This window comes from Devosia lacusdianchii (assembly GCF_022429625.1).
GTDB classification, from domain to species: Bacteria; Pseudomonadota; Alphaproteobacteria; order Rhizobiales; family Devosiaceae; genus Devosia; species Devosia lacusdianchii.
This window is the reverse complement of the sequence record NZ_CP092483.1, coordinates 830,917-855,058: the sequence shown is the minus strand read 5'-3', so window position 1 is coordinate 855,058 and position 24,142 is coordinate 830,917. Positions and strand designations below refer to the sequence as shown.

Genomic DNA, 24,142 nt, shown 5'->3' with positions numbered 1-24,142 from the left:
GCAAACGCTGCGACGCGCTGCCGAAGACGCCAGGAAGCTATGGGATATCATTATCTCAGCGGCATCGGCGTCACTGCAGCTGCGGCATCGGCCGCCGGCTGGTTCAGGCTCGCTGCGCAGCAAGGCTACGCTCCAGCGATCACAATTTGGCTCTGGGTGCCGGAAACGGATCTCCGCGATCCGCAGCCGGTCCCAGGGCACTGCCTTTTGGGCTCGTAGCGCGGGCGCCCCGGAATTGATCCGGGGACACTCCATCGGCTACTGAAACACGCTCGCGCCCCTATCCGCCACGCCGACCAGGCTGCGGAAGCCTGCGAACAATTCCCTACCCATGCCGAAATGCTGGTCGCGCAAATCCTGCACGGCCGGGGTGCGGGAGCGGAATTCCTTTTCGTCGCCGAGGAAGGTGAGCGTGCCTTCATTGGCGTCGAGGCGGATCATGTCGCCGTCGCGGATCTTGCTGATGGCGCCGCCGTCGACAGCCTCAGGGGTCATGTGGATGGCGGCGGGCACCTTGCCCGACGCTCCGGACATACGGCCGTCGGTGACCAGCGCAACCTTGAAACCGCGGCCCTGCAGGACGCTGAGTGGCGGGGTCAAATTGTGCAGTTCGGGCATGCCGAGCGCCTTGGGGCCGGCAAAGCGCACTACGGCGATCATGTCGCCATTGAGCTCTCCAGCCTTGAACGCCGCCTGGAGGCCTTCCTGACTGTGGAACACACGGGCCGGTGCCTCGATGACTCGATGCTCTTCCTTGACCGCCGAGACCTTGATCACGGAACGACCGAGGTTGCCGCTCAGCAGCTTGAGACCACCGGATTCCTGGAATGGCGTCTTTGAACCAGTCAGCACCTTGGGCAGCGCGGATTCCTTGGGCGCTGGCTCGAAGGCGAGTTTTTCTTCGACCAGCTTGGCTTCGACGGTGTAGCCGGAAAGGCCGCCGCCCCAGACGGTATTGACGTCTTCGTGCAGATGCCCGGATTCCAGCAATTCCTGAATCAGGAAGCCCATGCCGCCGGCTGCGTGGAAGTGGTTCACGTCGGCGACGCCGTTGGGATAGACGCGGGCCAGGAGCGGGGTGGCGTCGCTGAGTTCGCTCATGTCGTCCCAGGTGACCTGGAGGCCGGCCGCGGCGGCGATGGCGATCAGGTGCATGGTGTGGTTGGTGGAACCGCCGGTAGCATGCAGGCCAACCAGGCCGTTGACGATGGCCTTTTCGTCGACGATGTGGCCGACCGGGGTGTAGTTATTGCCCAGGGCCGTCAGCGACAAAGCGCGAACCGTGGCCTCGCGGGTGAGCGCGTCGCGCAGTGGCGTGCCGGGATTGACGAAGCTGGCGCCTGGCAGGTGCAAGCCCATGATTTCCATCAGCATCTGGTTGGAATTGGCAGTGCCGTAGAAGGTGCAGGTGCCAGCCGAATGGTAGGACTTGCTTTCGGCTTCGAGCAGTTCGGCGCGACCGACCTTGCCCTCGGCATAGAGCTGGCGGACCTTGCTCTTTTCATCATTGGGGATGCCCGAGGGCATGGGGCCGGCGGGCACGAAGACGGCTGGCAGGTGGCCGAAGGTCAGGGCGCCGATGAGCAGGCCGGGGACGATCTTGTCGCAAATGCCCAGGTAAACCGCGGCGTCGAACATGTTGTGGCTGAGGGCGATGGCGGTCGACATGGCGATGACGTCGCGGGAAAACAGGCTCAGATCCATGCCCGGCTGGCCCTGGGTGACGCCGTCGCACATGGCGGGAACGCCGCCGGCGACCTGCGCCGTAGCGCCGATAGAGCGGGCGGCTTCCTTGATGATGTCAGGATAGAATTGGTAGGGCTGATGCGCGCTCAGCATGTCGTTATAGCTGGTGACGATGCCGAGATTGAGGCTCTTGCTGCCAGCAAGCTGCGCCTTTTCTGCCGGCGTGCAGGCGGCGAAGGCGTGGGCGAGGTTGCCGCAGGAGAGCACGGCACGATTGACGCCGGCTTCGCGCGCGGCATCGAGACGGCCGAGATAATCACGACGGCTATCGCGGCTGCGCGCCGCTATGCGATCGGTAACATCCTGGATGGCCTGACGGACAGACATGGGGCGGCTCCTTTGTAGCTGGAGCCCTTTCGTGGCCTAGGCGGTCAATTGGGGATCGCGAAGGGGACTATGGGCACCAGTAGACGTTTACAGCATGGCCGGACCGCAAGACGGCGCGGATGGGCATGTCCTCGATGGGACCATCACCCAAAGCCGTGTCGAGAACGGCGGCCTTTTCCTCCCCTTCGATGTGAAGGTACAACCCATCCGTGTGGAGGAGACGCGGAAGGGTAAAGGTGATACGCGGCTCGCCCGCGCCGGGCGCCCGGATGGCGATGGTCGGACCGGGCGAAGCCAGAGCTTCGGCCAGCGTGTCGCCGCCGGGGAAGAACGACGCCGTGTGCCCGTCATTGCCCATGCCGAGGACAACCGCCGCGAAGGGCTGCGGCAGATCGGCCAGCAACGCATTCGTCTTGGCAACACCGGCGATGTCGGGCTCGTCACCGCCGGAATAGAGCGGGAAGAAGCGGGCCACGGCGGCTGGGCCCTGCAACATGCGCTCGTTGACAAGCAGCGCATTGGAGCGGTCGCTGGTTTCGTCGACCCAGCGCTCGTCGACCAAGGTCACGATGACCTTGGACCAGTCGATATCCTTGGTCTTACCCAGCGACTGGAAGAATCTAGCTGGCGTCGAGCCGCCGCTGACCGCGATTGCCGCCGAGCCGCGCTCCGCGATTGCCGTCCGAATGCGCTCGGCAACGGCCTCGGCCAATTCGATGGCGAGGGTGGGCTTATCGGCGAAGGTGCGGCGTTCGATGGTCACTAGTTGTCGTCCTCATACCAGGTGCGGCCGTCTCGTTCGATCAAGGCGATGGAACCGCTAGGGCCCCAGGTGCCGGCGACATAGGATTGCGGCGGTTCGCTCGAGCGGTCCCAGGCTTCGCGGATCGGGTCGACCCACTTCCAGGCGGCTTCGAGTTCGTCGCGGCGCATGAACAGGGTCTGGTTGCCACGGATAACGTCGAGCAGCAGACGCTCATAGGCTTCCGGCGTGCGCTCGGAGAAGGTCTGGGCAAAGCTCAGGTTCAGCGGCACTTCGCGCAGGCGCATGCCGCCCGGGCCCGGGTCCTTGATCATCATCATCAGCTTGACGCCCTCGTCGGGCTGCAGGCGGATGATGAGCTTGTTGGCCTTGGGCGCGCCCTCGGCATGATCGAAGATCGAATGCGGGATCGGCTTGAACTGGATGCAGATTTCCGAGGCGCGGCTAGCCATGCGCTTGCCAGTGCGGAAGTAGAACGGCACGCCGGACCAGCGCCAGTTCTCGACCTCGGCCTTGAGCGCCACAAAGGTCTCGGTGCGGCTGCCGCGCTTTTCCTCGGGAAGCTCTTCCTGATAGCCGGCGACCGAGGTGGCCTCGGACTTCACGCCCTTATACTGGCCGCGCACGGTATTCTTGGCGACATCGCCGTTGACGATGGGGCGCAGCGCGCGCAGCACCTTGAGCTTTTCGTCGCGCAGGGCGTTGGCATCGTCGGATGCGGGTGGCTCCATGGCAACCAGGCACAGCAGTTGCAGCATGTGGTTCTGGATCATGTCGCGCAGGGCGCCGGATTCGTCGTAGTAGCCGCGCGTGCCGGCGCCGACCGATTCAGCCACGGTGAGCTGGACGTGGTCGATATGGGCAGAATTCCAGATCGGCTCGAACAGCGTATTGGCAAAGCGCAGGGCCAACAGGTTTTGCACCGTTTCTTTGCCGAGATAGTGGTCGATGCGGTAGACCTGATCTTCCTTGAAAATCTTGGCGACGCCGTCGTTGATTTCCATCGACGAGGTCAGGTCGTGCCCAAGCGGCTTCTCGATCACGACGCGGGCGTCGCGGCGATAGAGCTTCTTCTTGGACAGATATTCGGCGATCGGTTCGAACAGGTCGGGGGCGACAGCGAGATAGAAGGCGCGGATGATCTTGGGGTCATCGCGCAACGCCTTGCCGAGGTCGCCCGAGCCTTCGGGATTGCTGGCATCGACAGGAACATAGGAGAAAATCTTGACGAAGCGGTCGATGACCTTTTCGTCCTGATATTCCTTTTCGACGAACTGGGTGATGGCGTCGCGGGCCGCCTTCTGGAACTCGGCATCTGACAGCTTGGAGCGCGAGGCGCCGATAATGCGGCTCTGCTCGTCGAACTGACCATCCTTGAAGCGATGGTAGAGCGCCGGGATCAGCTTGCGCTTGGTCAGGTCACCCGTGGCGCCGAACACCACATAGTCGAAGGGCTGGACGGGAATGATACGGCTGGACACTGGGCTAGTCCCTGTTTGACGCGAGTTTCAGGCGAAGTTCTGCTTGGCGAGGATGACGGCGCCATGCAGCGGTTCGAATTTGGGCAGCGCGACGAAGTCGCCGTAGCGCTCGGTAAGGATGGGGAATAGTCGCTGACCGAAGCCGCCGACAACGGCCATGATCTCAGCGCCGTGCCGCTTGAACCAGCGGGCATAGGTGTCGATATAGCCCAGCTCGATGTCGAGCATCTTCTGAGCCACCGGGTCACCCTTTTCGAGGTAGTCGATGAAGAGCGGCATCAGCTTGCCGAATTCGGCGGGCGCCCGGCCGATCAGGGCATCATCGCACCCTTCCGAGCCATCCTCGCTGATGATGCGCAGGTTGAGCGCAGTAGCAAAGGCCCAGGCCATCACGGCCTGATTGTCGCCGCCCAGCTGGGCAATCACCGCCTTGGTGAGCGGCGAGCCTTCGACCAGCCCGTCTTCGGCTTCGACCGAATAGCGCATCAATTCGCGGCCCAGGATGGCGCCACTCATCTGGTCGCCGGTGGGAAAGCCCCAGCCGCCAGCCTGATAGCGTTTGCCCGACACGATGGACATGGCAGCCGAGCCGGTGCCGACGATGATGACGCCACCCTCGCCGCCGCCCAGGGCGCCGGCATGGGCGATATCGATATCGTCATAGACCTTGACCCCGGCGAAGGGCCACGGCCGCGCGGCAAACTCGGCGCGGGCCGAATCCATACGCCCGCCAGCCATGCCGAAGCAGGCATAGGTGTTGGCGGTTTCGGCGTAGTCGATGCCCGCAGCCTTGAACACGTCGCGCGTTCCGTCGCTGATAGCCTTAAAGGCGGGCTCGCCATCGTCGATCTGCAGATTGGAGCGGCCGTTCTTGACTTCAGCCAGCGTATTCAGATGCTCATCGGCCAGACGCACGCGGCAATTGGTACCGCCCCCATCAACGCCAAGGTAGTATCTGGTCACGCGAGGAATCTCCCGGTCTTGGGTTTGATGCGTCTCCGGACGGAAAGCCGGCATCCACTTTTGCTGGAAACGCTTTTAGACAGATTCTAGGGTCTCATTTTCGCGCGGACCATAATGCGAAAGCAGCTAAGACGAAAGTAGAATAAGGCACAAAAAACGCCTGCCAAGGGCATGCCTCGCATGGCTTGCCTGCGAAGGGCGCGCAACCCATTGCAGGTTGGCTTCATTTGTTGCCAGGCTCCGCGCGGCGGCGGGTATCAGGAGATCGGACGATGACACGACATGTGCTTGTGCTGGGCGGAGCACGCTCGGGAAAGACCGCCTTCACGGAAAGCCTCGCCATGCGCTCGGGCAGCAAGCCGGCCTATCTGGCAACGGCCGAAGCGCTTGATGCCGAAATGCGCGATCGAGTCGCCAGCCATCGGGCGGTGCGAGGCGGCCGCTTCACCACTATCGAGGAGCCGGTGGCCGTATCGGACGCGCTGCTCAAGGCGGCGAAGCATCATGACGTTATCCTCGTCGACTGCCTGACGCTGTGGATCACCAACCTGCTTGTCGCCAACGAGGATGTTTCCCAGCATGTGAGCGAGCTGGGCGCCACGCTGGTTCAGGTCAAGACCGCCAAGATCATCCTGGTCAGCAACGAGGTCGGGCTCGGCATCGTGCCCGATAATGCCATGGCCCGCACGTTCCGCGACCTGGCGGGGGCGGCGCATCAGCGGCTCGCCCAGATCTGCGACGATGTCTATTTCATCGTCGCGGGCCTGCCGATGACGCTCAAGGGCGAGGCGCCGGTGCAGACGGAGGCGCGGATACACGAGGCCTGAGGAAGGCGTCGTGCCGCGTTGAGACTGACTCGGGTCAAGCCCGAGGGTGTTCGAACCTTCAAGCCGCCAGCATCAAGAGCGCGATGGCGAGACTCAGGGCCAGCAGCACGTTGAGGGTCATGCGATAAAGTGTGATGGCGCGGGCGATGTGGTAGGGGCCGAGGCGGGTGTCGCCGTCGCCCATAGTGGGCAGGTCCACCAGTTCGCCATCATAGGTGCGCGGGCCGCCCAGCGACAGGTCTAATGCGCCGGCGAAGGCGGCTTCGGGCCAGCCGGAATTGGGCGACTTGTGCTTGCGGGCGTCACGCCTTGCTGCCTGCCAGGCTTTCGACGGACTGGCGCCGGGGACGAAGAAGCAGGCTATCGTGACCAGGACCGCCGACAGGCGGGCGGGAATGAGATTGACCAGGTCGTCGAGCTTGGCGGCGGCCCAGCCGTAGTCCCGGTAGCGCTCGTTCATATGGCCGATCATGGAATCGGCGGTGTTGATGGCCTTGTAGAGCGCGATGCCTGGCAGACCGAGCAGAACCAGCCAGAACCAGGGCGCGACGACGCCATCGGACGTGCTCTCGGCCAGGGTCTCGACGGCAGCGCGGGCGACGCCGGCCTCGTCGAGGGTATCGGGATCGCGGCCGACGATGTGGCTTACCGCCTCACGACCGGCCTGGAGCGAGGTCAGCAGGGCCGTCGACACGGCTTCCACGGCACGGCCCAGTTCCTTCTGGGCGAGGAAGGGTGTGGCAACAAGGATTTCGAGCGCCCAGCCGAGGGGCATGGAGCGCAGTGTCTGCTGCACCAGCAGGGCGATGGCCAACGTGACGATGAGCAGTACGGCCAGGGTGAAAATGCCGGCATCGCGGCGCTGGCGCGGGGTGCGTTCGCGCTTGTCGACGCCCTTTTCCATGAAGGTGATGAAGCGACCCATCCAGATCACCGGATGACCGATGAGGTCGACGAGGCGCTGCGGGTAACCGAGCCAGCGTTCAACCAGCAAAGCCAGGGGCGCAACGAAAGCCTGCATCAATCCAACCTCACCGGTTCGGCCAGAGCCATGAGCGCATCGATATCGAGGTGCTTTTCGAGATGCTCGGCCAGCGCGTCAAGGGTGGTTTCGATGCCGGCTTCGTAAGCGAGGTCGGGACTGGCGGCGTTGCCGAGATAGGCGCGCCGGAAGCCGTCGGCGACGAAGAGGCCGTGGAGGTAGGTGCCCTGCACCCGGCCATCGGGGCTGATAGCGCCTTCGTTGGCGGCGACTACGACGGTGAAGGGGCGGGCTCGGTCAGCGCCGGAGGTTACGCCCATATGCATGTGGTAGCCGGCGATGGGTTGGCCCGAGGCCAGATGGGTGGCGTTTTCGACTCGCAACTGCTTGACCGGACCGAGCACGGTCTCGACATCGAGCAGGCCCAGGCCATCGCTGACGCCAGGCGCGCCTTCGAGGCCGTCCGGATCGGCGATCGATTTGCCCAGCATCTGGTAGCCGCCACAAATGCCGAGGATCGAGCCGCCGGCGCGGTGGTGGGCGGCTATATCGATATCCCAACCATTGGCACGCAGGGCGGCGAGGTCGCTACGGGTGGCCTTGGAGCCGGGGAGGATGATCAGGTCGGCATGGCGCGGCAGGGGCAAGCCGGGCTCGACCAGGACGACGCTGACGCCCGGCTCGGCGCGGAGCGGGTCGAGGTCGTCGAAATTGGCGATGCGCGGCAGGCGGGGCACGGCGATGGTGAAGGTCCCTGCCCTATCTGCGGTGTAGTCCTCCAGCGCGAGCACGTCTTCGGCGGGGAGTTTGGCGGCGTCGGCGAACCAGGATACGGGGCCGAAGCAGGGCAGGCCGGTGCGTTCGCGGATGAAGGCGACGCCATCGGTGAAGAGGCTAGGATCGCCCTGGAACTTGTTGATCAGTGTGGCCTTGATGCGGGCAGCGTCGGCAGGATCGATGACCGCGAACGTGCCGATAAGCGAGGCGATGACGCCGCCGCGGTGGATGTCGCCGACCAGCACGACCGGCACGCCAGCCGCTTGGGCAAAGCCGAAATTGGCGAGATCATTGGCGCGCAGATTGACCTCGGAGGCGCTGCCGGCGCCTTCGACAATGACAAAATCGGCGGTGGCCGCCAATTCGTGGAAGGCCCCGAGCACCTCGGGCATCAGCTTGCCGCGCTCGGCCCAATAGGTGCGCGCCGACATGGAGGCGCGTCGCTGGCCGCGGACGACAACTTGCGAGCCGGTTTCCTGCTCGGGCTTGAGCAGGACGGGGTTCATGGCAGTGATCGGATCGCGGCGGGAGGCCCGTGCCTGCAGCGCCTGGGCGCGGCCGATCTCGCCGCCGTCCGATGTGACGGCGGCATTGTTGCTCATGTTCTGCGGCTTGAACGGCGCGACGCTGAGGCCGCGATTGCTCAAAGCGCGGCAGAGGCCGGCGACGATCAGCGACTTGCCGACATCGGACCCGGTGCCCATGAACATCAAGGATTTAGCCATGGCAGCCTTATGCCGCATCAATCACGTGGGCGTAAGACCCCATGACCCGGCCAATGACGGCGCCCATGGGTGGCATGGCCTCGCCCAGGGCGTCGGTGGCTGCGAAGAGCGGGGGGAGGCGGGACTGCTTGGCGGACGAGTAATGGAACTCATGGCCATTGAGGTGGCCCGGCCAGGGCAGGTCGCCGGACTGGATCAGGCGGCGATAGCCGAGGATGCGCTTGGGGCGATCGATGCGGGTGGTGACGGGGAGCAGGCCGGCCATGGCGTGCGCATGGCCGGATTTGTCGACCAGAGCATCGCCAAGCACCATGAAGCCACCGCACTCGCCGTAGATCAGCGCATGGCGGTCACGGGCGGCGAAAAGGCCGGATTTGAAGCGGATCGCGGCGGCCAGCTTGCCGCCATGGAGTTCGGGATAGCCGCCGGGGAGGAAGATGGCATCGGCGTCGGCGGATGGTGGTTCGTCGGCCAGGGGGGAGAAGAAGCTTAGTTCTGCGCCCATGAGCCGCCAGTCGTCGAGCAGGTGCGGATAGAGAAAGGCGAAGGCGTCGTCGCGGGCGATGGCGATGCGCTGGCCCAGGGGGGGCAGTGCGGGGGCGGTGGCTTCGACATCCGGCAGAGGGGTGGCGAGGGATAGCAGGCGGGGTAGATCGATGAAATCGCCGATGGCTTCGGCGGCGACGTCGAGGAAGGTCTCGAACGTGGCGACTTCGCCCGGCAGCACCAGGCCGAGATGGCGCTCGGGTACAACAAGCGCCGGATTGCGGGGAATGGCGCCGAGGCAGGGGATGCCGGTTCCGACCAGGGCGTCGAGCAGCATGCGCTCGTGCTTCATCGAGGCGACGCGGTTGAGGATCACGCCGGCGACGCGCACGCCGACGCGCCAATTGGCGAAGCCGGCGACCAGCGGCGCCACGGATTGGCTCTGGCGCTCGGCATCGACAACGAGCACGACCGGCAATTCGAGCATCTGCGCCAGATCGCCGGTTGAGCCGAAGCCGTCGGCAGCGCTGTCGAACAGGCCCATGACGCCTTCGACCAGTAGCAGATCGGCACCGGTAGTCTGGGTTTGGGCCAGTGTCTTGAGCCGGCGCGGGCTCATGGCCCAGGGGTCGAGGTTGACGGCGTCGCGCATGGCGGCGCGACCGAGGAAGGCCGGATCGATGTAATCGGGGCCCGTCTTGGCAGGCGCGACGATCAGTCCACGCCGGCGCAGGGCGGCGAGGATGCCGAGCGTGATGACGGTCTTGCCAGAGCCCGAGCGTGGGGCGGCGATGACGATGCCACGCGGATCAGCCAAAGACATGCCTCCGCGCTTCGGCGACATACCAATCCAGCGAGCCACGATAGGCGCTGACCGGGCCGAGGACGACGATGGCCGGGGTCGGCACGTCGCGAAGGTCGCCAGCAGCGCTCAATGTGGTCTCGATGATCGATTGCCGGGGCGTTGCGGCATGCGAGACGATGGCAACGCGGTCGCCGCCATCGCGTCCGGCGGCGAGCAGTTTGTCGGTGATCGAGCCAAGATGTTTGACCGCCATGAACATGACGATGACAGGCGCGGCATTGGCAACGGCGGCCCAATCGACGCCCTGCGGCACGGCGCCCGATTCGTCGTGGCCGGTGAGGAAGATGACGGCCTGGTTGGTATCGCGGTGGGTGATGGGAATGCCGGCATAGGCAAGGCCACCAAGCCCGGCCGAAATGCCGGGGACGATCCGGAAGGGGATGCCAGCACGGGCCAGCGCCCCGGCTTCCTCGCCACCGCGTCCGAACATGAACGGATCGCCGCCCTTGAGGCGCAACACCCGCTTGCCGGATCGGGCGAGATCGATGAGCTGGAGCGAGATATCGGTCTGCTTGGGTGAGGGCTTGCCGCCGCGCTTCCCGGCAAAGACCAGCTCGGCATGGCGGGGCGCCAGCGCCAGCAGATCGGCCGAGACCAGTGCGTCATGCACGATGACATCGGCTTGCCCCAGGGCGTGATAGGCGAGCAGCGATACGAGGCCGGGACCGCCCGGACCGGCGCCGACCAGCCAGACCGTGCCCGGTTGCAGCGCCGGAAAGTCGGCGCTGTCGAGCGCGGCGAAGTGGCCGCGAGGGCGGGGCTTGCGGATGGACCGGAACATCAGCGTGACCACCCTTGAGACGCGGCGCGCGAATAGGCACATTGGGACAAGGGAGATTGCAAAGCCTGATGAAAATCCTGATCCTTGGCGGTACCGCGGAAGCGCGGGAGTTGGCGAACCGCCTGGTGGCGATGGGCCATGACGTAACGACCTCGCTGGCGGGCCGCACGCAAGATCCGATCCTGCCCGAGGGCGGATTGCGCATGGGCCGGTTTGGTGGCATTCCGGGCCTCGCGGCCTATCTGCGCGCCGCCGGCATGCAGCGGCTCGTCGATGCTACGCATCCCTATGCCGGCCTCATATCGATCAATGCGGTCGCCGCGGCAAAGGCGGCGGGCATCCCGCTGGTGCGCTACATGCGACCGGCCTGGGAGCAGCCCACGGGGGCCGATTGGACCACGGTGGAAACCGTTGCCGAAGCCGCTGCTGCGCTGCCGCCCAATGCCGATGTGCTGCTGACCACCGGCCATAGCGGGCTCGAACATTTTCTTGAACGCGACGATTGCCAATTCGTGGTGCGAACCATCGAAACGCCTAGTGTGGAAATGCCGCGTTATGCGAGCCTGCTGCAGAAGCGGCCGCCCTACAGTCTGGCCGATGAAATCGCGCTGATGGAGCGCGAGGAAATCACTCATCTGGTGACCAAGAATTCGGGCGGCGGACAGACCTCGGCCAAGCTTGAGGCGGCGCAACGACTGGGCGTGAAGGTGATCATGATCGCGCGGCCAGTCTATGGGCCAGCGCTGGAGGTTGCCACCATCGAAGCGGCCATCGAGGCCCTGGGCCTGGGTGCCTGACCGAAAGTCGAGAGGTCGAAGGCCGGGCCGCACAGCGCAATGGCGCAAGTGGCGTAGCGCGACTTGCGCTTGCCCTGGCGCAAAGGGCCGGCCGCTGCGGCAACGGCCTCGGCGGTACCCGGTACGCCGGGGGCAAGGTCGTCATCATCGAGAAGGCGCAGCGGTACGCCGAAATGAACGGCAACACGCGCCAGGGCGCTGCTGTGTTCCTTGCGGATGTGGGAAGCGATTGCGACGACATCGGCAGGTCGGTAACCGGCGCCGAGAAGGCAGGTATCGACGAGGGCGATGATCTCGGCAACGCTGGCGGCGGTGGCGCACCCGATGCCGATCACCAGAGGCGTGGCTCGCTTGGCCGCGTGCTCGAAACTTGCCGTCATCATCGCCTCTCAAAGACCAAGAGGCAGGTTCGCTAAAGACCGTTGCAGCTCCGGGGTTGGTCCCCTGACTGGGTCGACCGCACCGGATTCTGTTTCAGTTCCTTCGTGGGAACTCTGCGCGGGACCGGTTGTAGGCGGGCGGAAGCGCGTGGTCAATCAATGGCTTGGCTTGCATGGCAGTCAGATCAAAATGCTTCTGAAAATGATTTGCAAATTCAATGACTTGCAGCGTGTTGGCGATGGCGGTATGGGCAGGTTCGCAGCGACCATCCGGGGCATGCCATGACCATTACCGCAAATCGAACGCTGGCCATTGCTGGCGCAAGCCTGGTGGTCGGGCTGATCGTCTTGGGGCTGAAGTTCCTCGCCTGGTATATTACTGGCTCGATCGCACTTTATTCGGATGCGCTGGAATCCATCGTCAATGTGGTGACGGCCGTCGTGGCGCTGATCGCGGTGCGGCTGGCGCAGAAGCCCGCCGATGCCGCCCTGCCCTATGGCTATCACAAGGCGGAGTATTTCTCTGCTGTGATCGTGGGGGTGATGATCATCGTGGCAGCGATCCTTATCCTGCGCGAGGCCTATTTCGGCTTTCTGTCACCCGAGCCTTTGGAAGCGCCGACGCAGGGGCTTATTATCAGCGCGGTCGCGACGGTCATCAACGTGGTGTGGGCGCAGGTGCTGATCCGGCATGGTCGCAAGGCGCGCTCGCCGGCCATCGAAGCGGATGGCAAGCACCTGATGACCGATGTCGTTTCCACCATTGGCGTGCTGGTTGGCCTCGGCCTCGTGATCCTAACCGGGTGGGCGGTGCTCGACGCCATTCTGGCGACGCTGGTGGCGCTCAACATCCTGTGGTCTGGCTGGGCTGTGATCCGCCAGAGTGTTGGCGGGCTGATGGATATTGCGGTGCCGCCGGATACGCAGAAGACCATTCGCGAGGTCATCGCGACCAATGCCGAGGGCGCCATCGAGGCCCATGACATTCGCACGCGGCAGGCGGGCAAGATGACGTTCATCGATTTTCACCTGGTGGTGCCGGGGGCGATGAGCGTGGATGCCGCGCATGCCATCTGCGACGCCATCGAGGGCAAACTGCGCGACGCTGTGGAGGACGTGCAGATCACCATCCATGTCGAGCCCGAGAACAAGGCCAAGCATGCCGGGATCGTGGTGCTGTAGGCTGCCGTTCGCTGGAGGCGCCAAGCGCTCCACACCCACAGCGTTTCCTCGGGCTTGACCCGAGGAGCACTCACCGCTTGTGTCGTGTGGAGGTAGGCCCTCGGGTCAAGCCCGAGGGAACGTGGTGGCTGTTGATGGATTATGCCGAAACGGCCCCGCTAGTACATCAATGTGACTTGCGGTCCTGGGGCGGCGCAGGCAGTTTTGGGCCATGCGCACACTCCTCTTCGTTCTTCTCGCCCTCTTTGCCACCCCCGCTCTCGCCCAGGGCTGGGACCACTACGAAAACGGCCGCCTCGGCTATGGCATCGACATTCCGCCGGGTTTTTCCGGCAATGGTGAGAGCGACAACGGCGATGGGCAGAGCTTCTACAGCGAGGACGGCGGCAAGGTTTTGCTCGTCTGGGGCGGCAATCTGATGGGACCATTCGAGAGCGAAGTGGCTTCGACCATCTACTCGGCCGGAGAAAGCGGCTGGAACATCGCTTATGAGGCCGTCACGCCGCGCTGGGCCAGCTTTTCGGGGGTGAAGGGCTCGCGCATATTCTACCAGCGCATGGTGATGCTGTGTGACGGGACGAGCTATGCCGCGTTCCGGGCGGAATATTCGGCCGCCGATGCCGGGGAGATGGACGCGGTGATCGAGAAGCTGGTGCTGACGCTCAAGGCCAGCGCCTGCTAGGCCGGAAACACCACGAAACCATCATCCTCATTGAAGGCAGCGTTGGCTGCAGCGATGGCAGCAGGCCAGCCGCTCCCCTGTTCGATGACCCTGTGTAACGCCAGCGCAAGCAGGACGGGCACCACCGAGCCAGTCGGATAATCACGCGGCGCGATGTAAAGCTCCGCGCCCGCAGCATGGAAGGCCCTGGCAAAATCCGGCCGGCCGCTATCGCAGGCAGTGGAAATCACAACCTTGGGCAGCGACGTCTTGAAGCCGGTCAGCAGACCCGGGGTAATCCGGTTATTGGGCAGGACAAGCGTATCCACGCCCTCGCCCATTTCCGGAAAGATCAGCCCGCCCTCGTCGCCGTGTCCGGCGATGATGGCGAGGTCGGCCGGCGTACCGAAGCAATCAAAGGCCGTGAAGAAGTCGCTCGGCTTGCCGATGGCATGCAGATGCACCTGCGCGCCGAAGTTCTCCAGCAGAGCGCGCAGCAGCAGGGCCTCGCTGACATCGTCGGTCAGAACGATCGAGACATGCATGGACTAGAACTCGATCCCTGCCTGTGCCTTCACGCCGGCACGGAAGTGGTGCTTGATCTCGGTCATTTCGGTGACCAGGTCGGCGATCTCGATCAGTTCATCCTTGGCGTTGCGGCCGGTGACGATGACGTGCTTATCGGCGGGCTTGTTGCGGAGAAATTCGACCACCTCTTCGACGGGCAGGTAATCGTAGCGCAGGACGATATTGAGCTCGTCGAGCAGCACCAGCTTGTAGGCAGGGTCAGCGATCAGGGCCTTGGCCTGCTCCCAGGCCTTGCGGGCGGCGGCGAGGTCGCGCTGGCGATCAGCGACATCCCAGGTGAAGCCTTCGCCCATGGCGTTGATGGTGACCAGTTCGGGGAATTTGTCGAGTACATCGCGCTCGCCGGTTTCCCAGACGCCCTTGACGAACTGTACCACGCCGACCTTGAAGCCATGGCCGAGGGCGCGGAACACCATGCCGAAGGCGGCGGTCGACTTGCCCTTGCCCTTGCCGGTATGGACGATCAGCAGGCCCCGCTCCAACGTCTTGGTGGCGAGGATCTTGTTCCGCGCCTCCTTCTTCTTCTTCATCTTTTCGGCGTGGTAGGCGTCGCGCTCGGCCTCGCTCATCAGGTCGGTTTTCTTGGCTGGCTTATCGGTCATGCGAGGCGCTCCGCGTGGGCGATGATGAGGCGTGCCGCTTCTGATGGCGGCAGGTCGGTGGTGTCGAGATCGAGGCGATTGGGGTGGTCGATGCGCAGTAGTTCGTGGGAGCGTCGCTTGAGCAGCGCGCCCTCGGCATCGGTCTGCTTGAGCCGCTCGGCCCGCTCGGGCGACGGGATGCGCGCCGCATGGGCCGCGTCGGAAGCCCGCAGCACGACGGGAACAAGGATGCTGCCGCGTCTGGTGGCAACGGTCTCCACCTTATCGTAGACGGCACGATCGCCCGGGTCGCTTTCGAGCAGGCAATTGGTGAGCACAAAGCTGGCTTCGAGTGGGGTCAACTCCTCGATGGCGAGCAGAGCCTGATCGCGGATGACTTCGATCATGTCCCAGACGCGCTCCGGCAAGGGCATCTTACCGTCGGTGCGGATCAGCGAGAAAATCACGTTGTTGACCAGATGGTTGTCGAACAGCCGCGCGTCAGTGATGGCGCAAAGTTCCCTGGCGATGGTGAGCTTGCCGACGCCGTAATGGCCGATGAGATAGATGATGGTGTTGTTCATTGTTCCCCCGCGAGCAGACCATAGGCGGCGTTGGATCGCGGGGTCCAGAGGCCGCGCTTGAGGGCATCGTTGAACTTGGCGATGAGCTCGTCATAGCCGTACCGATTGCTGGTGCGGATGAAGTCGCGGGTGGCGGCGTCCTCGACGAAGGCCTCGAAAGCCAGGTCGAAATGGTGGGTCTTGACCGCGCCAGTCGTCGCGGCGAAGGCGAACATGAAATCGACCGTGGCGATGATTTCGAAGGCGCCGCGATAGCCATGGCGCTGCATGCCGGCGATCCATTTGGGATTGACCACGCGGCTGCGCATGACGTGGCTGATCTCTTCCTCGAGCGTGCGGATCAGCGGGCGTTCGGGGCGGGAGTGATCGTTGTGGTAGGCGGCGGGTTTGTGGCCGGTGAGGGTTTCGGCGGCGGCTGATAGGCCGCCTTCGAACTGATAGTAGTTGTCGCTGTCGAGCAGGTCGTGTTCGCGATTATCCTGATTGTGGATGACGGCGTCGATATCGCCAAGGCGGGCGGCGAAGCGGTCGCGCTCGGGGGTGCCTGATGTCTTGGCGCCGTAGGCGTATTGGCCCCAGTCGAGGGCACGGTGGGCAAGGTCTGATTTCGTGGACCAGGCGCCGGAATCGATCATGGCGTTGAGGCCGGCGCCATAGGTGCCCGGTTTGGAGCCGAAAATGCGATGGCCGGCAGCATGCTCCGGTTGGCCCGATGCGATGAGGCCCAGGGCATCGGTGCGCATGGCGGCGGCGATGGGGTTGTCGTCGGTGGGTTCATCCAGCGCGCCGATGGCGCGGATGGCGCGATCGAACAGGGCGATCTGGGCCGGGAAGGCATCGCGGAAGAAGCCGGAAATACGCAAGGTGACATCGACGCGCGGGCGGCCGAGTTTTGCCAGCGGAATGATCTCGTAGCCGGATACGCGCAGCGAGCCGGGGTCCCAGACGGGCTTGGCGCCGATCAGCGCCATGGCCTGGGCGATATCATCGCCGCCGGTGCGCATATTGGCCGTGCCCCAGACGGAGAGGGCGACCGAGCGCAGGTGGTGGCCGTGGTCTTGCAGGTGGCGGAGGACGAGACTTTCGGCGGATCTTTTGCCGAGCTCCCAGGCCGTGGGCGTGGGCACGGCGCGGCTATCGACGGAGTAGAAGTTGCGGCCGGTGGGGAGAACGTCGAGGCGGCCGCGCGAAGGCGCGCCGGAGGGGCCGGGGCGGATGAATTTGCCATCGAGGCCGTCGAGGAGCGCTGCCATTTCGGCTGGGCCGGAGGCGGCGAGGCGGGGGCGAATGAGGGTTTCGACCGTGGTGAGGACGATACGGGTGGCGTGCCAGTGCGAGGGCGCGGTATTGGCGCCATCAACGAGGGCGGCCGCGATCGCTTCGAGGTGTTCCACGACGTCGCCTACTGTACGTGGCACCACCCCACCCTTGATCCCTCCCCATCGAGGGGAGGGAGACGACTGATCGCTCAGCGGAGCCGGATCAAGCTTCCCTCCCCCTTGTGGGGATGGAGCGAGGGTGGGGGTGGGCCCGATCCACGGCGTTGCGAGCTTGGCCGTTAGCGGGTCAAAACCCAGCTTCAGGTCATCGGCGAGGGCACGGATCAACGAGCCCTCGCCCGGTCCCTCGCCGCGCGGGACGCGGGCCAGGGCGACGATGAGGTCGCGTTCGAGGTCCCCCTGCGGGGATTGGCCGAAGACATGGAGGCCGTCGCGGATTTGGGCTTCCTTGAGGTCGCAGAGGAAGTTGTCGATTTTGATCAGCGCCTCGGTTTCGTCCGCGGGCAGGCCGATATCGCGATCCAGCCGGCTGTCACGCGTGAAGTCCAGAATACGGCGGCGCAGGTCGGCCAGGCGGCGGCGATCCATGCCGGAGGCTGCATAGTATTCGTCGAGCAGCGCCTCGAGGTCCTTGAGGGGGCCATAGGTTTCGGCGCGCGTGAGCGGCGGCACGAGGTGGTCGATGATGACGGCGCCGGTGCGGCGCTTGGCTTGGGTGCCCTCGCCGGGGTCGTTGACAATGAACGGGTAAAGGTGGGGCAGCTGGCCCCAGAGCGCGTCAGGGTAGGCGGCGGCGTCGAGTGCGGTGGCCTTGCCGGGGAGCCATTCGAGGGTGCCGTGCTTGCCGTTGTGGATCATGGCATGCGCGCCGAATTCGTGGCGGAGCCAGAGATACGCGGCGATGTAGGCGTGGGGCGGGACGAGGGCCGGGTCGTGATAGCTCAGGGTTTCGTTGAGCTGGTAGCCACGGGCGGGTTGGAGCAGAACTGCGACGTTGCCGAAGACCAGCGCCGGGAGGTGGAAAGTGTCGTTGCGCACGAAGGGATCGGTGGCGGGATGGCCCCACCGCGTGGTGACCTCGTCGCGGATTTTGGCGGGCAGCGTGGCGAAGAGTTCGGCATAGCGGTCGAGCGTCAACCGGGCGGGCGACGCACCACGCGCTGGCTCGGCGTTGGTGGGACCGGATTGGAGGGCGGCGATGAACGATGCTCCGTCTCCCGGCGCGTCGGCGACGGCGTAGCCCGCGTGCGCCAGCCCCTTTAGCATTTCCACGGTGGATTGCGGCGCGTCGTAGCCGACACCATTGGCGAGGCGGCCATCGCGGATGGGGTAGTTGGCAAGGACGAGGGCGATCCTGCGCTCTGGGCGAGGCGTTGTGCGCAGGTGGGACCAGTTCTTCGCCAGTGCGACGGCGCGCGTAATGCCCTGATGGTCGGGCGCATAGGCGGTCAGCGGGACCTGGCAGCGGTCGTGCCAGACGGCGTCGGCTTTGTGGCCGACGATGAGGCCGGCGAGACGACCATCGGCTTCCGGCATGACGAGGAACATCGCCATGTCCTTGGAGCTGAGGCCCTGGCTGTCGGCGAGCCACTGCGCTTCCGAGCGCCCGGACTGGATGAGCTGGATGACGGGGGCATCGACATCGGAGAAGGGGTTGGACTTGGCATCAAGATCGTCAATGCCCAGGGCGAAGCCGGTGAGGTTGAAGATGGCCGAGGGCGGAAAGGCCGACAGGGCATTCTGGACGAAGCGGATGCACGGGCCTTCCTTGAGGGAAGAGACGAGCAACGGTACCGGTGCGAGGCCCTGGGCTTCGAGCGCGGCGATCAGGGCTTCGATGGTGGCGGTGCCGGCGCCTTCGAGGGCGGCGCGGTAGAAGAGGATGGGGATGTAGGTTGTGCTGGCACGATGGATCGCGCGCAGGCCGGCTTCGTCGGTCATGCCGGTAGCGGGGTGCCAGAGGCCGAAGCGGGCGAAGGGCTGGGGGGCTAGGTCGTTGAGGAAGGCCCCCTGACCCGGCGGCTGCGCCGCCGACCTCTCCCCGGAGGGGCGAGGTAAGAGACGGTTGAACGTCTTGAGGATCGTATCGGCGTTGTCCGGGCCGCCGGCGATGAAGAGGCTGTGGAGCCTCGTCCAGTCGTCGGGGTGGATGGTCGAGCGCGATTGCAGGATGGGATCGGGGTTGGCATCGCCCGGGAGCAGTGCCAGCGGGATCTTCCTGTTGGCGCAGAGGGCGATCAGTTCGTCGACGCCGTACTGGAAATAGGCAGCGCCGCCGATGAGGCGGAGGACGACCAGACCCGCATGGGCGACCGTCTTTTCCAACCAGAGATCGACCGAGAGATTGTTGGAGAGGCGCAATGTGTTGGCGAGACGGAGTTCGGCCTCCCCTGCCCGATCGGCGGCGCCTGCCAGCATGGCCAGTTCGCTATCGGCGGACGAGGCAAAGACCAGCGCCCCGGGGCGCTGGTTGAGGTCGATGGCTTCGCCTTCTTGCTGGATGGCGCCGGCCTGGGCGGAGAGGAGGTGCATAAGCTAGGCAGCGACCGCCATTGCCCGCTGCAGGCTGGCCGTGATGGCAGCATGGTCGAGTGGGCTTTCGCCGATCACCACAAGCGCGGTTTCGCGAACCTCGCCGTCTTTCCATGGGCGGTCGAAATAGGCGGTGACGCGCGGACCGACGGCCTGGATGGCGAGGCGGGCGGCGGCGCCCGGGACGGCGGCGAAACCCTTGAGACGCAGCACGTCGTGGTCGCGGATGGTCTGCTCGATTATGGCGAGCAGGTCGTCCTTGCCTGATATGGCTGGGATGCGCAGCGAGAAGCTGTCGAAATCGTCGTGCTCGTGGGTTTCGCCGCCGTGTTCGAGCTCATGATGGCTGGGGCGGTTGGCGATGTCGTCTTCGCTGCTCATGCCCATGCCGAGCAAGGCGGTGATGTCGACATGGCCGTTGTGAGCATGGACCACGCCGACGCCGGGGCGCAGCTCTGCCCGGATATTCTGCTCCACCTTGGCGAGGGTCGCCGCATCCACAAGGTCCGCCTTGTTGATCACGACGAGATCGGCCGAGGAAAGCTGGTCCTCGAACAGTTCGCCGAGGGGCGTCTCGTGATCGAGCATTTCGTCCTGGCGGCGCAGGGCGTCGACCGCGGCTTCGTCGGAGGCGAAGCGGCCTTCCGCGAGCGCCGAAGCGTCGGCGACGGTGACGACGCCATCAATGGTCACCTGCGCCTTGATCTCGGGCCAGTTGAAGGCGCGGATGAGGGGCTGCGGCAAAGCGAGGCCCGAGGTTTCGATGACGATGTGATCGAATTTTTCGGGGCGGGCGAGCAGAGCCTGCATGGTGGGGATGAACTCGTCGGCCACGGTGCAGCAAATGCAGCCGTTGGAGAGTTCGACCATGTCCTCTTCCCGGCAGGTCTCGTCGCCGCAGCCGGCGAGGATATCCTTATCGACGCCCAGGTCGCCGAACTCGTTGATGATCAGCGCAATGCGCTTGCCCTTGGGGGCATGAGCCAGCAGGTGGCGCACGAGAGTGGTCTTGCCGGCGCCGAGAAAGCCGGTGATGACGGTGGTCGGGATCTTGGTCATGCGGTGGCTCCTGCAGGGGTGGTGGCACGGCTGGTGGCGAAGAGGTCGTTGAGCTTGCCGAAGACCACGCCAAGGATCAGCCAGAACACCAGCGAGGTGCCCAGGGTAACGGCGGCGAATTCGGTGGCGAGGTGGGCCGGCACGGCGCTCGATTCGTCGGGCGCGGCGGGTGCGCCGATGATGTGCGGCACAGCGACGAGCGCGATGGCGACAGCGATGGCCCAGCTGGCGCGGGTCTTGGCGAGAAGGATGAAGGCGGCGCCGGTGGCAAGGGCCGTACCGATCCACCAGGCCTGGCGCCCGACGAGGTCGGCGGCCGGCATGCCAGGCAGTTCGGGCGGCAGCCCATAGGCGGGGGCCAGCGCGAAAGTCACGAAGCCGGCGACGCCCCAGAAGAAGCCATTGCCGAAGGTGATGGGGATATTGGCGAACATGGAGACGGCGCCGATGACCAATGCGAAGCCAGCGGCGGCGAGCACGGTAGCGAGCGAGGTATAGGCCGTGCGCTCGAAACCATCCTGCGGCGCCCATTCCTCGGGTTCGGCGGCGGCGGTGGCAACGGCGTCATGCTCATGCTCTGGCATGCCGGCGGCGTGCTCGTGATCGGCAGCGACGGCCGCCTCACCGTGGCTATGACTGCCTTCACCCTCGAAGGTCTCAGCGTGAAGAATAAGCGGCGTGACGCGGAAATGCTGGAGGCCTGCGGTGACCAGGCCAGCACAAAGCGCTGCGAGAAGCGCAGCGGCAAACAAATTGCGGATCATGATTTTTCTCTCGCGCTCTGCCTAGTGGCAGGGGAAACCCATAGCGTGGCGGGTATCGTGCGCGCCGTTATGCAGGCGGAAATCGCCAGCAAAACCGGTGCCAACCAGGAGGGTCAGACCGAGAACGAGCGCCAGCGAACCGGCGATGAGGCGTTGAGAGATCGAGAGCGACTGGATGCCAGTCGAGGTTTTTGTCGTCGTATTCATGGCGGCACCCTCCGTGCGCGGAATAGATGAGCTTGACGCTCGGTTCGGGTGCCGGCAGGTCTCCTGGCTCGCGGTGGAGATAGCGCCCTCGCCTTCCCGGCTTGCGCCAGTGGCGTGATGAGGGCACGCACCGCTTACAGTTGCGGGGGCAGCCACGGTTTAGGCCCCTGATGGGTAATCCGCACCGTGTTCCCTTTTGATCCCCTTGCCACTACGGACGCGGGGAACCAACACGGGTCCAGAGTTACGCCTGCGAGGGGGTGGCGGTCAATCGCGGAAATCGGGGTGGGGATAGCCGATGGAAAGCGTATCCACCCGCACATCCATCAGGTCGAGCAAAGGGTCGGTCGACTTCACCTCAACGTCCCCATTGACCGGCATGGTGTCGACACCTTCGAGATTGGCGTGCGGGAAGAGGCCGACGGACAGGTGGCAGCCGCCGGGTAGGTTCGACAAAGCGCCGGTCCGGAAGCTGGCAAAGCCGCCATAGTCCCAACCGAAGCCGTTAAACGTAAATGCCTCGCCATTGATCGCTTCGAGTTCAGCCAGCGTCGTGCCGATATGAACGCCGCCATGGGCAAGGGCTTTGCTGGGTAGCTCGATATTGCCGGGATCGCGCAGATTGTCCTCGTCCCACCAGACGAACTGCAGGGCCTTGCGGGGATCGCCTGGAAAGACCGTAGTCGCCAGCATCTCGGTGCCCTCGGGGCCGGGCACGATGCCGGTTTCGACATTGTCGGCACCATAGATCTCGATGAGCCGGGCTTCGGAGCTATCGATGGCAAAGGCGCCTTCGCAGGCGATCTCCTCGGCGAAAGCCGGAGCCGTCAGGGCGAGTGCTACGAAAAAGGTCGCGCGGGCAAGCATGATTTCTCCTCCGATGACCAAGTTTGCGCTACCGCACGGTCATCCGCAATCAGCGACTCGCGATATGAACCAGAGCTGAAGGAGAGCAGCCATGAAACCCATCAAGTTCAGCCGTGAGGAAACCAAGGCGATCGTCGATGAGATCCGGGACTATTTCCGCAACGAACTCGACCAGGATATCGGCGCCATTCCGGCGGAAATGCTGATGATGTTCTTCGTCGACAAGATGGGGGCTTATTTCTACAACCGCGGCCTCTACGACGCGCAGGCGCTGATCCGCGAGCGGATGGATAGCCTGACCGACGACATTTTCGGGCTGGAACAACCGACCAAGCATCTGCGCTAGGAGGCGTCCTTGGGCTTCAACTTTGCCACACTGGCTCCGATTGGACTGCTGCTCGCGTCCAACGTCTTCATGACCTTTGCCTGGTATGGCCATCTCAAGTGGCCGACATCGGCGCTGTGGGCGGCGGTGCTGATCAGCTGGGGCATCGCCTTCTTCGAATATTGGCTGGCGGTCCCGGCGAACCGGATCGGCGAGGCGGTGTACTCGCCGTCCGAGCTCAAGACGATTCAGGAAGTCATTTCGTTGAGCGTGTTCGCGGTTTTCACCGTGTTCTATTTCGGCGAGAAGCTGACGGTGAACCACGGGGTGGGGTTTGCCCTCATCGCTCTCGGCGCGTTCTTCATCTTCAAGGGGCCGCTGAAGTAGGCCCCCAGGCCGGGAACGGGTCAGGCAGGCGGGCCCAGTTGTCCGGGTGGAAGCTGTTGGCGGGCACAAGGCAGGCGTCAAGGTCACGGCGAATGGCATGCTCGTCCATCGGATCGAGGCCGATAAAGACGATCTCCTGACGGCGATCACCCCAAACGGGATCGAGGTAGGGCGTCATCGAGCGGCGCCAATCGGCGTCGTCGGGCCAGCGCTGCTTGGGGACGGCCGCCCACCAGAGTCCGCGGCGCTGGGTGCGCACCAGCGCGCCGGCCTGGCTGATTTCGCCAACGTAATGCGGCCGGGTCGCCAGCCAGAAGAAACCCTTGGCGCGGACGACACCTGCCCATGAGCTCTTGATGAACTTGTCGAGCAAGGCCGGATTGAACGGACGGCGGGCGCGGTAGACAAAGGAGCGGATGCCGTATTCGAGGGTTTCGGGCACGTGATCGGAAAAGCCGTTCAGTTCCTTGAACCAGAGCGGATTGGCCTCGGCCGCTTCGAGGTTGAAAAGGCCGGTATCGAGCACGGCATCGAGCGGCACTTCAGCGAAGTCGGTTTCGATGATGCGGGCGACCGGGTTGAGCGCCTTGATGATCTGGCGGGCCGTCTCGCGATCTTGCGGCGTGGCGGTCGAGACCTTGTTGAGCACGATGACGTCAGCGAACTCGATCTGCTCGACCAAGAGGTCAACCAAAGCGCGCTCATCGTTTTCACCCATGGTCTCGCCGCGATCGCGCAGAAAATCTGACGAGGCGTAGTCTTTGAGCAGGTTGGCGCAATCGACCACGGTCACCATGGTATCGAGCCGGGTGATATCGGAGAGCGACACGCCGCGCTCATCGCGGAAATCGAAGGTGGTCGCGACCGGCAGCGGCTCGGAAATGCCGGTGGATTCGATCAGCAGGTAATCGAAGCGGCCGTCGCGGGCGAGCCGGGTCACCTCCTGCAGCAGGTCGTCGCGCAGGGTGCAGCAGATGCAGCCATTGGACATTTCCACCAGGGTTTCTTCGGTACGGCTGAGGTTGGCGCCGCCCTCGCGGACCAAAGCGGCGTCGATATTGACCTCGCTCATGTCATTGACGATGACGGCGACGCGGCGGCCCTCGCGGTTGTTCAGGATGTGATTGAGGAGCGTGGTCTTGCCGGCGCCGAGGAAGCCGGAAAGCACCGTGACCGGTAGCTTTGTCATGAAAGTCGCCTTGGGGCTGAAAGGTGAGCGGTGTCC

24 protein-coding genes and 1 riboswitch are annotated in these 24,142 nt (G+C 64.6%); of the genes, 6 read left to right on the top strand and 18 right to left on the bottom strand.

The window, feature by feature from the left end; genetic code table 11:
• Positions 1-258: 258 nt before the first annotated feature.
• The 4 genes from edd to MF606_RS04165 form a co-directional block, all read right to left on the bottom strand.
• Positions 259-2,073 (bottom strand): phosphogluconate dehydratase, encoded by a 1,815-nt coding sequence (gene edd, locus MF606_RS04180; RefSeq protein WP_240232401.1) that lies wholly within the window; start codon positions 2,071-2,073, stop codon positions 259-261.
• Positions 2,074-2,140: 67 nt separating this feature from the next.
• Entirely contained in the window at positions 2,141-2,836 is a 696-nt protein-coding gene (pgl, locus tag MF606_RS04175) for a 6-phosphogluconolactonase (protein ID WP_240232400.1), read from the bottom strand.
• The gene (gene zwf, locus MF606_RS04170) at positions 2,836-4,317 is read right to left on the bottom strand and encodes a glucose-6-phosphate dehydrogenase (RefSeq protein ID WP_240232399.1); all 1,482 of its coding nucleotides are present in this window, start codon (positions 4,315-4,317) and stop codon (positions 2,836-2,838) included. The genes pgl and zwf overlap by 1 nt, the downstream gene beginning before the upstream one ends.
• A 27-nt stretch (positions 4,318-4,344) precedes the next feature.
• Positions 4,345-5,280: a glucosamine kinase nucleotide-binding domain-containing protein gene (locus MF606_RS04165; RefSeq protein WP_240232398.1), complete on the bottom strand. Its 936-nt coding sequence runs from the start codon at positions 5,278-5,280 to the stop codon at positions 4,345-4,347.
• A 272-nt stretch (positions 5,281-5,552) separates the two neighbouring features.
• Here MF606_RS04165 and cobU point away from each other — a divergent pair, with 272 nt between their 5' ends.
• Entirely contained in the window at positions 5,553-6,107 is a 555-nt protein-coding gene (cobU, locus tag MF606_RS04160) for a bifunctional adenosylcobinamide kinase/adenosylcobinamide-phosphate guanylyltransferase (RefSeq protein WP_240232397.1), read from the top strand.
• A gap of 58 nt (positions 6,108-6,165) precedes the next feature.
• Here cobU and cbiB read toward each other — a convergent pair whose 3' ends face one another.
• The 4 genes from cbiB to cobA are packed head-to-tail and all read right to left on the bottom strand — an operon-like array spanning position 6,166 to position 10,723.
• Positions 6,166-7,128: an adenosylcobinamide-phosphate synthase CbiB gene (cbiB, locus tag MF606_RS04155; protein ID WP_240232396.1), complete on the bottom strand. Its 963-nt coding sequence runs from the start codon at positions 7,126-7,128 to the stop codon at positions 6,166-6,168.
• Positions 7,128-8,591, bottom strand: coding sequence for a cobyric acid synthase (locus MF606_RS04150; RefSeq protein ID WP_240232395.1), 1,464 nt, complete (start codon positions 8,589-8,591; stop codon positions 7,128-7,130). Before MF606_RS04150 ends, cbiB begins: the two co-directional genes overlap by 1 nt.
• A 7-nt stretch (positions 8,592-8,598) precedes the next feature.
• A complete protein-coding gene (locus MF606_RS04145; RefSeq protein WP_240232394.1) occupies positions 8,599-9,900 on the bottom strand; it encodes a cobyrinic acid a,c-diamide synthase CobB in 1,302 nt (433 codons plus the stop codon).
• Positions 9,887-10,723 carry a uroporphyrinogen-III C-methyltransferase gene (gene cobA / locus MF606_RS04140; RefSeq protein WP_240232393.1) on the bottom strand — a complete coding sequence of 279 codons (837 nt, stop codon included), beginning with the start codon at positions 10,721-10,723 and terminating at the stop codon, positions 9,887-9,889. The genes MF606_RS04145 and cobA overlap by 14 nt, the downstream gene beginning before the upstream one ends.
• 68 nt (positions 10,724-10,791) lie before the next feature.
• On the opposite strand from cobA, the gene MF606_RS04135 reads away from it, so the two are divergent.
• Complete coding sequence (locus MF606_RS04135) at positions 10,792-11,520, top strand: cobalt-precorrin-6A reductase (protein WP_240232392.1); 729 nt, start codon at positions 10,792-10,794, stop codon at positions 11,518-11,520.
• On the opposite strand, the gene MF606_RS04130 is transcribed toward MF606_RS04135, so the two are convergent.
• Positions 11,454-11,900 carry a cobalamin biosynthesis protein gene (locus MF606_RS04130; RefSeq protein ID WP_240232391.1) on the bottom strand — a complete coding sequence of 149 codons (447 nt, stop codon included), beginning with the start codon at positions 11,898-11,900 and terminating at the stop codon, positions 11,454-11,456. The two genes, MF606_RS04135 and MF606_RS04130, sit on opposite strands and share 67 nt — an antisense overlap.
• Positions 11,901-12,182: 282 nt before the next feature.
• Between MF606_RS04130 and MF606_RS04125 the strand changes: the two genes are divergently transcribed.
• Positions 12,183-13,082, top strand: coding sequence for a cation diffusion facilitator family transporter (locus MF606_RS04125; protein ID WP_240232390.1), 900 nt, complete (start codon positions 12,183-12,185; stop codon positions 13,080-13,082).
• A 211-nt stretch (positions 13,083-13,293) separates the two neighbouring features.
• Positions 13,294-13,764 (top strand): hypothetical protein, encoded by a 471-nt coding sequence (locus MF606_RS04120; RefSeq protein ID WP_240232389.1) that lies wholly within the window; start codon positions 13,294-13,296, stop codon positions 13,762-13,764.
• On the opposite strand, the gene MF606_RS04115 is transcribed toward MF606_RS04120, so the two are convergent.
• The 8 genes from MF606_RS04115 to MF606_RS04080 form a co-directional block, all read right to left on the bottom strand.
• Positions 13,761-14,288 carry a CHAT domain-containing protein gene (locus tag MF606_RS04115; protein ID WP_240232388.1) on the bottom strand — a complete coding sequence of 176 codons (528 nt, stop codon included), beginning with the start codon at positions 14,286-14,288 and terminating at the stop codon, positions 13,761-13,763. The two genes, MF606_RS04120 and MF606_RS04115, sit on opposite strands and share 4 nt — an antisense overlap.
• A gap of 3 nt (positions 14,289-14,291) precedes the next feature.
• The gene (gene cobO / locus MF606_RS04110; RefSeq protein ID WP_240232387.1) at positions 14,292-14,933 is read right to left on the bottom strand and encodes a cob(I)yrinic acid a,c-diamide adenosyltransferase; all 642 of its coding nucleotides are present in this window, start codon (positions 14,931-14,933) and stop codon (positions 14,292-14,294) included.
• A complete protein-coding gene (locus tag MF606_RS04105; protein WP_240232386.1) occupies positions 14,930-15,496 on the bottom strand; it encodes a hypothetical protein in 567 nt (188 codons plus the stop codon). The genes cobO and MF606_RS04105 overlap by 4 nt, the downstream gene beginning before the upstream one ends.
• A complete protein-coding gene (cobN, locus tag MF606_RS04100; protein ID WP_240232385.1) occupies positions 15,493-19,308 on the bottom strand; it encodes a cobaltochelatase subunit CobN in 3,816 nt (1,271 codons plus the stop codon). The genes MF606_RS04105 and cobN overlap by 4 nt, the downstream gene beginning before the upstream one ends.
• Before the next feature lie 3 nt (positions 19,309-19,311).
• On the bottom strand, positions 19,312-20,367 hold the full coding sequence (cobW, locus tag MF606_RS04095; protein ID WP_240232384.1) for a cobalamin biosynthesis protein CobW: 1,056 nt from the start codon (positions 20,365-20,367) through the stop codon (positions 19,312-19,314).
• A complete protein-coding gene (locus MF606_RS04090) occupies positions 20,364-21,131 on the bottom strand; it encodes a CbtA family protein (protein ID WP_240232383.1) in 768 nt (255 codons plus the stop codon). The genes cobW and MF606_RS04090 overlap by 4 nt, the downstream gene beginning before the upstream one ends.
• A gap of 21 nt (positions 21,132-21,152) precedes the next feature.
• Positions 21,153-21,338, bottom strand: a complete 186-nt coding sequence (locus MF606_RS04085) for a CbtB domain-containing protein (protein ID WP_240232382.1) — start codon at positions 21,336-21,338, stop codon at positions 21,153-21,155.
• 36 nt (positions 21,339-21,374) lie between these two features.
• A riboswitch (cobalamin riboswitch) is annotated at positions 21,375-21,585 on the bottom strand.
• Between the two features lie 20 nt (positions 21,586-21,605).
• Positions 21,606-22,205: a hypothetical protein gene (locus tag MF606_RS04080; RefSeq protein WP_240232381.1), complete on the bottom strand. Its 600-nt coding sequence runs from the start codon at positions 22,203-22,205 to the stop codon at positions 21,606-21,608.
• Positions 22,206-22,296: 91 nt separating this feature from the next.
• Here MF606_RS04080 and MF606_RS04075 point away from each other — a divergent pair, with 91 nt between their 5' ends.
• Positions 22,297-22,551 (top strand): DUF2164 domain-containing protein, encoded by a 255-nt coding sequence (locus MF606_RS04075; RefSeq protein WP_240232380.1) that lies wholly within the window; start codon positions 22,297-22,299, stop codon positions 22,549-22,551.
• A 9-nt stretch (positions 22,552-22,560) separates the two neighbouring features.
• Positions 22,561-22,917: a DMT family protein gene (locus MF606_RS04070; protein ID WP_275693123.1), complete on the top strand. Its 357-nt coding sequence runs from the start codon at positions 22,561-22,563 to the stop codon at positions 22,915-22,917.
• On the opposite strand, the gene zigA is transcribed toward MF606_RS04070, so the two are convergent.
• On the bottom strand, positions 22,898-24,106 hold the full coding sequence (gene zigA, locus MF606_RS04065; RefSeq protein ID WP_240232379.1) for a zinc metallochaperone GTPase ZigA: 1,209 nt from the start codon (positions 24,104-24,106) through the stop codon (positions 22,898-22,900). The genes MF606_RS04070 and zigA overlap by 20 nt on opposite strands.
• Between the last annotated feature and the right edge of the window lie 36 nt (positions 24,107-24,142).

Bases quoted from the DNA above. Each gene is read 5' to 3' on its own strand.
- zigA (WP_240232379.1), bottom strand. From the start codon at position 24,106: ATGACAAAGCTACCGGTCACGGTGCTTTCCGGCTTCCTCGGCGCCGGC.
- cobO (WP_240232387.1), bottom strand. From the start codon at position 14,933: ATGACCGATAAGCCAGCCAAGAAAACCGACCTGATGAGCGAGGCCGAG.
- MF606_RS04120 (WP_240232389.1), top strand. From the start codon at position 13,294: ATGCGCACACTCCTCTTCGTTCTTCTCGCCCTCTTTGCCACCCCCGCT.
- edd (WP_240232401.1), bottom strand. From the start codon at position 2,073: ATGTCTGTCCGTCAGGCCATCCAGGATGTTACCGATCGCATAGCGGCG.
- MF606_RS04105 (WP_240232386.1), bottom strand. From the start codon at position 15,496: ATGAACAACACCATCATCTATCTCATCGGCCATTACGGCGTCGGCAAG.
- cobW (WP_240232384.1), bottom strand. From the start codon at position 20,367: ATGACCAAGATCCCGACCACCGTCATCACCGGCTTTCTCGGCGCCGGC.
- MF606_RS04135 (WP_240232392.1), top strand. From the start codon at position 10,792: ATGAAAATCCTGATCCTTGGCGGTACCGCGGAAGCGCGGGAGTTGGCG.
- MF606_RS04090 (WP_240232383.1), bottom strand. From the start codon at position 21,131: ATGATCCGCAATTTGTTTGCCGCTGCGCTTCTCGCAGCGCTTTGTGCT.
- MF606_RS04075 (WP_240232380.1), top strand. From the start codon at position 22,297: ATGAAACCCATCAAGTTCAGCCGTGAGGAAACCAAGGCGATCGTCGAT.
- MF606_RS04145 (WP_240232394.1), bottom strand. From the start codon at position 9,900: ATGTCTTTGGCTGATCCGCGTGGCATCGTCATCGCCGCCCCACGCTCG.
- MF606_RS04125 (WP_240232390.1), top strand. From the start codon at position 12,183: ATGACCATTACCGCAAATCGAACGCTGGCCATTGCTGGCGCAAGCCTG.
- MF606_RS04080 (WP_240232381.1), bottom strand. From the start codon at position 22,205: ATGCTTGCCCGCGCGACCTTTTTCGTAGCACTCGCCCTGACGGCTCCG.
- cobU (WP_240232397.1), top strand. From the start codon at position 5,553: ATGACACGACATGTGCTTGTGCTGGGCGGAGCACGCTCGGGAAAGACC.
- MF606_RS04130 (WP_240232391.1), bottom strand. From the start codon at position 11,900: ATGACGGCAAGTTTCGAGCACGCGGCCAAGCGAGCCACGCCTCTGGTG.
- cobN (WP_240232385.1), bottom strand. From the start codon at position 19,308: ATGCACCTCCTCTCCGCCCAGGCCGGCGCCATCCAGCAAGAAGGCGAA.
- MF606_RS04085 (WP_240232382.1), bottom strand. From the start codon at position 21,338: ATGAATACGACGACAAAAACCTCGACTGGCATCCAGTCGCTCTCGATC.
- cbiB (WP_240232396.1), bottom strand. From the start codon at position 7,128: ATGCAGGCTTTCGTTGCGCCCCTGGCTTTGCTGGTTGAACGCTGGCTC.
- cobA (WP_240232393.1), bottom strand. From the start codon at position 10,723: ATGTTCCGGTCCATCCGCAAGCCCCGCCCTCGCGGCCACTTCGCCGCG.
- MF606_RS04115 (WP_240232388.1), bottom strand. From the start codon at position 14,288: ATGCATGTCTCGATCGTTCTGACCGACGATGTCAGCGAGGCCCTGCTG.
- MF606_RS04150 (WP_240232395.1), bottom strand. From the start codon at position 8,591: ATGGCTAAATCCTTGATGTTCATGGGCACCGGGTCCGATGTCGGCAAG.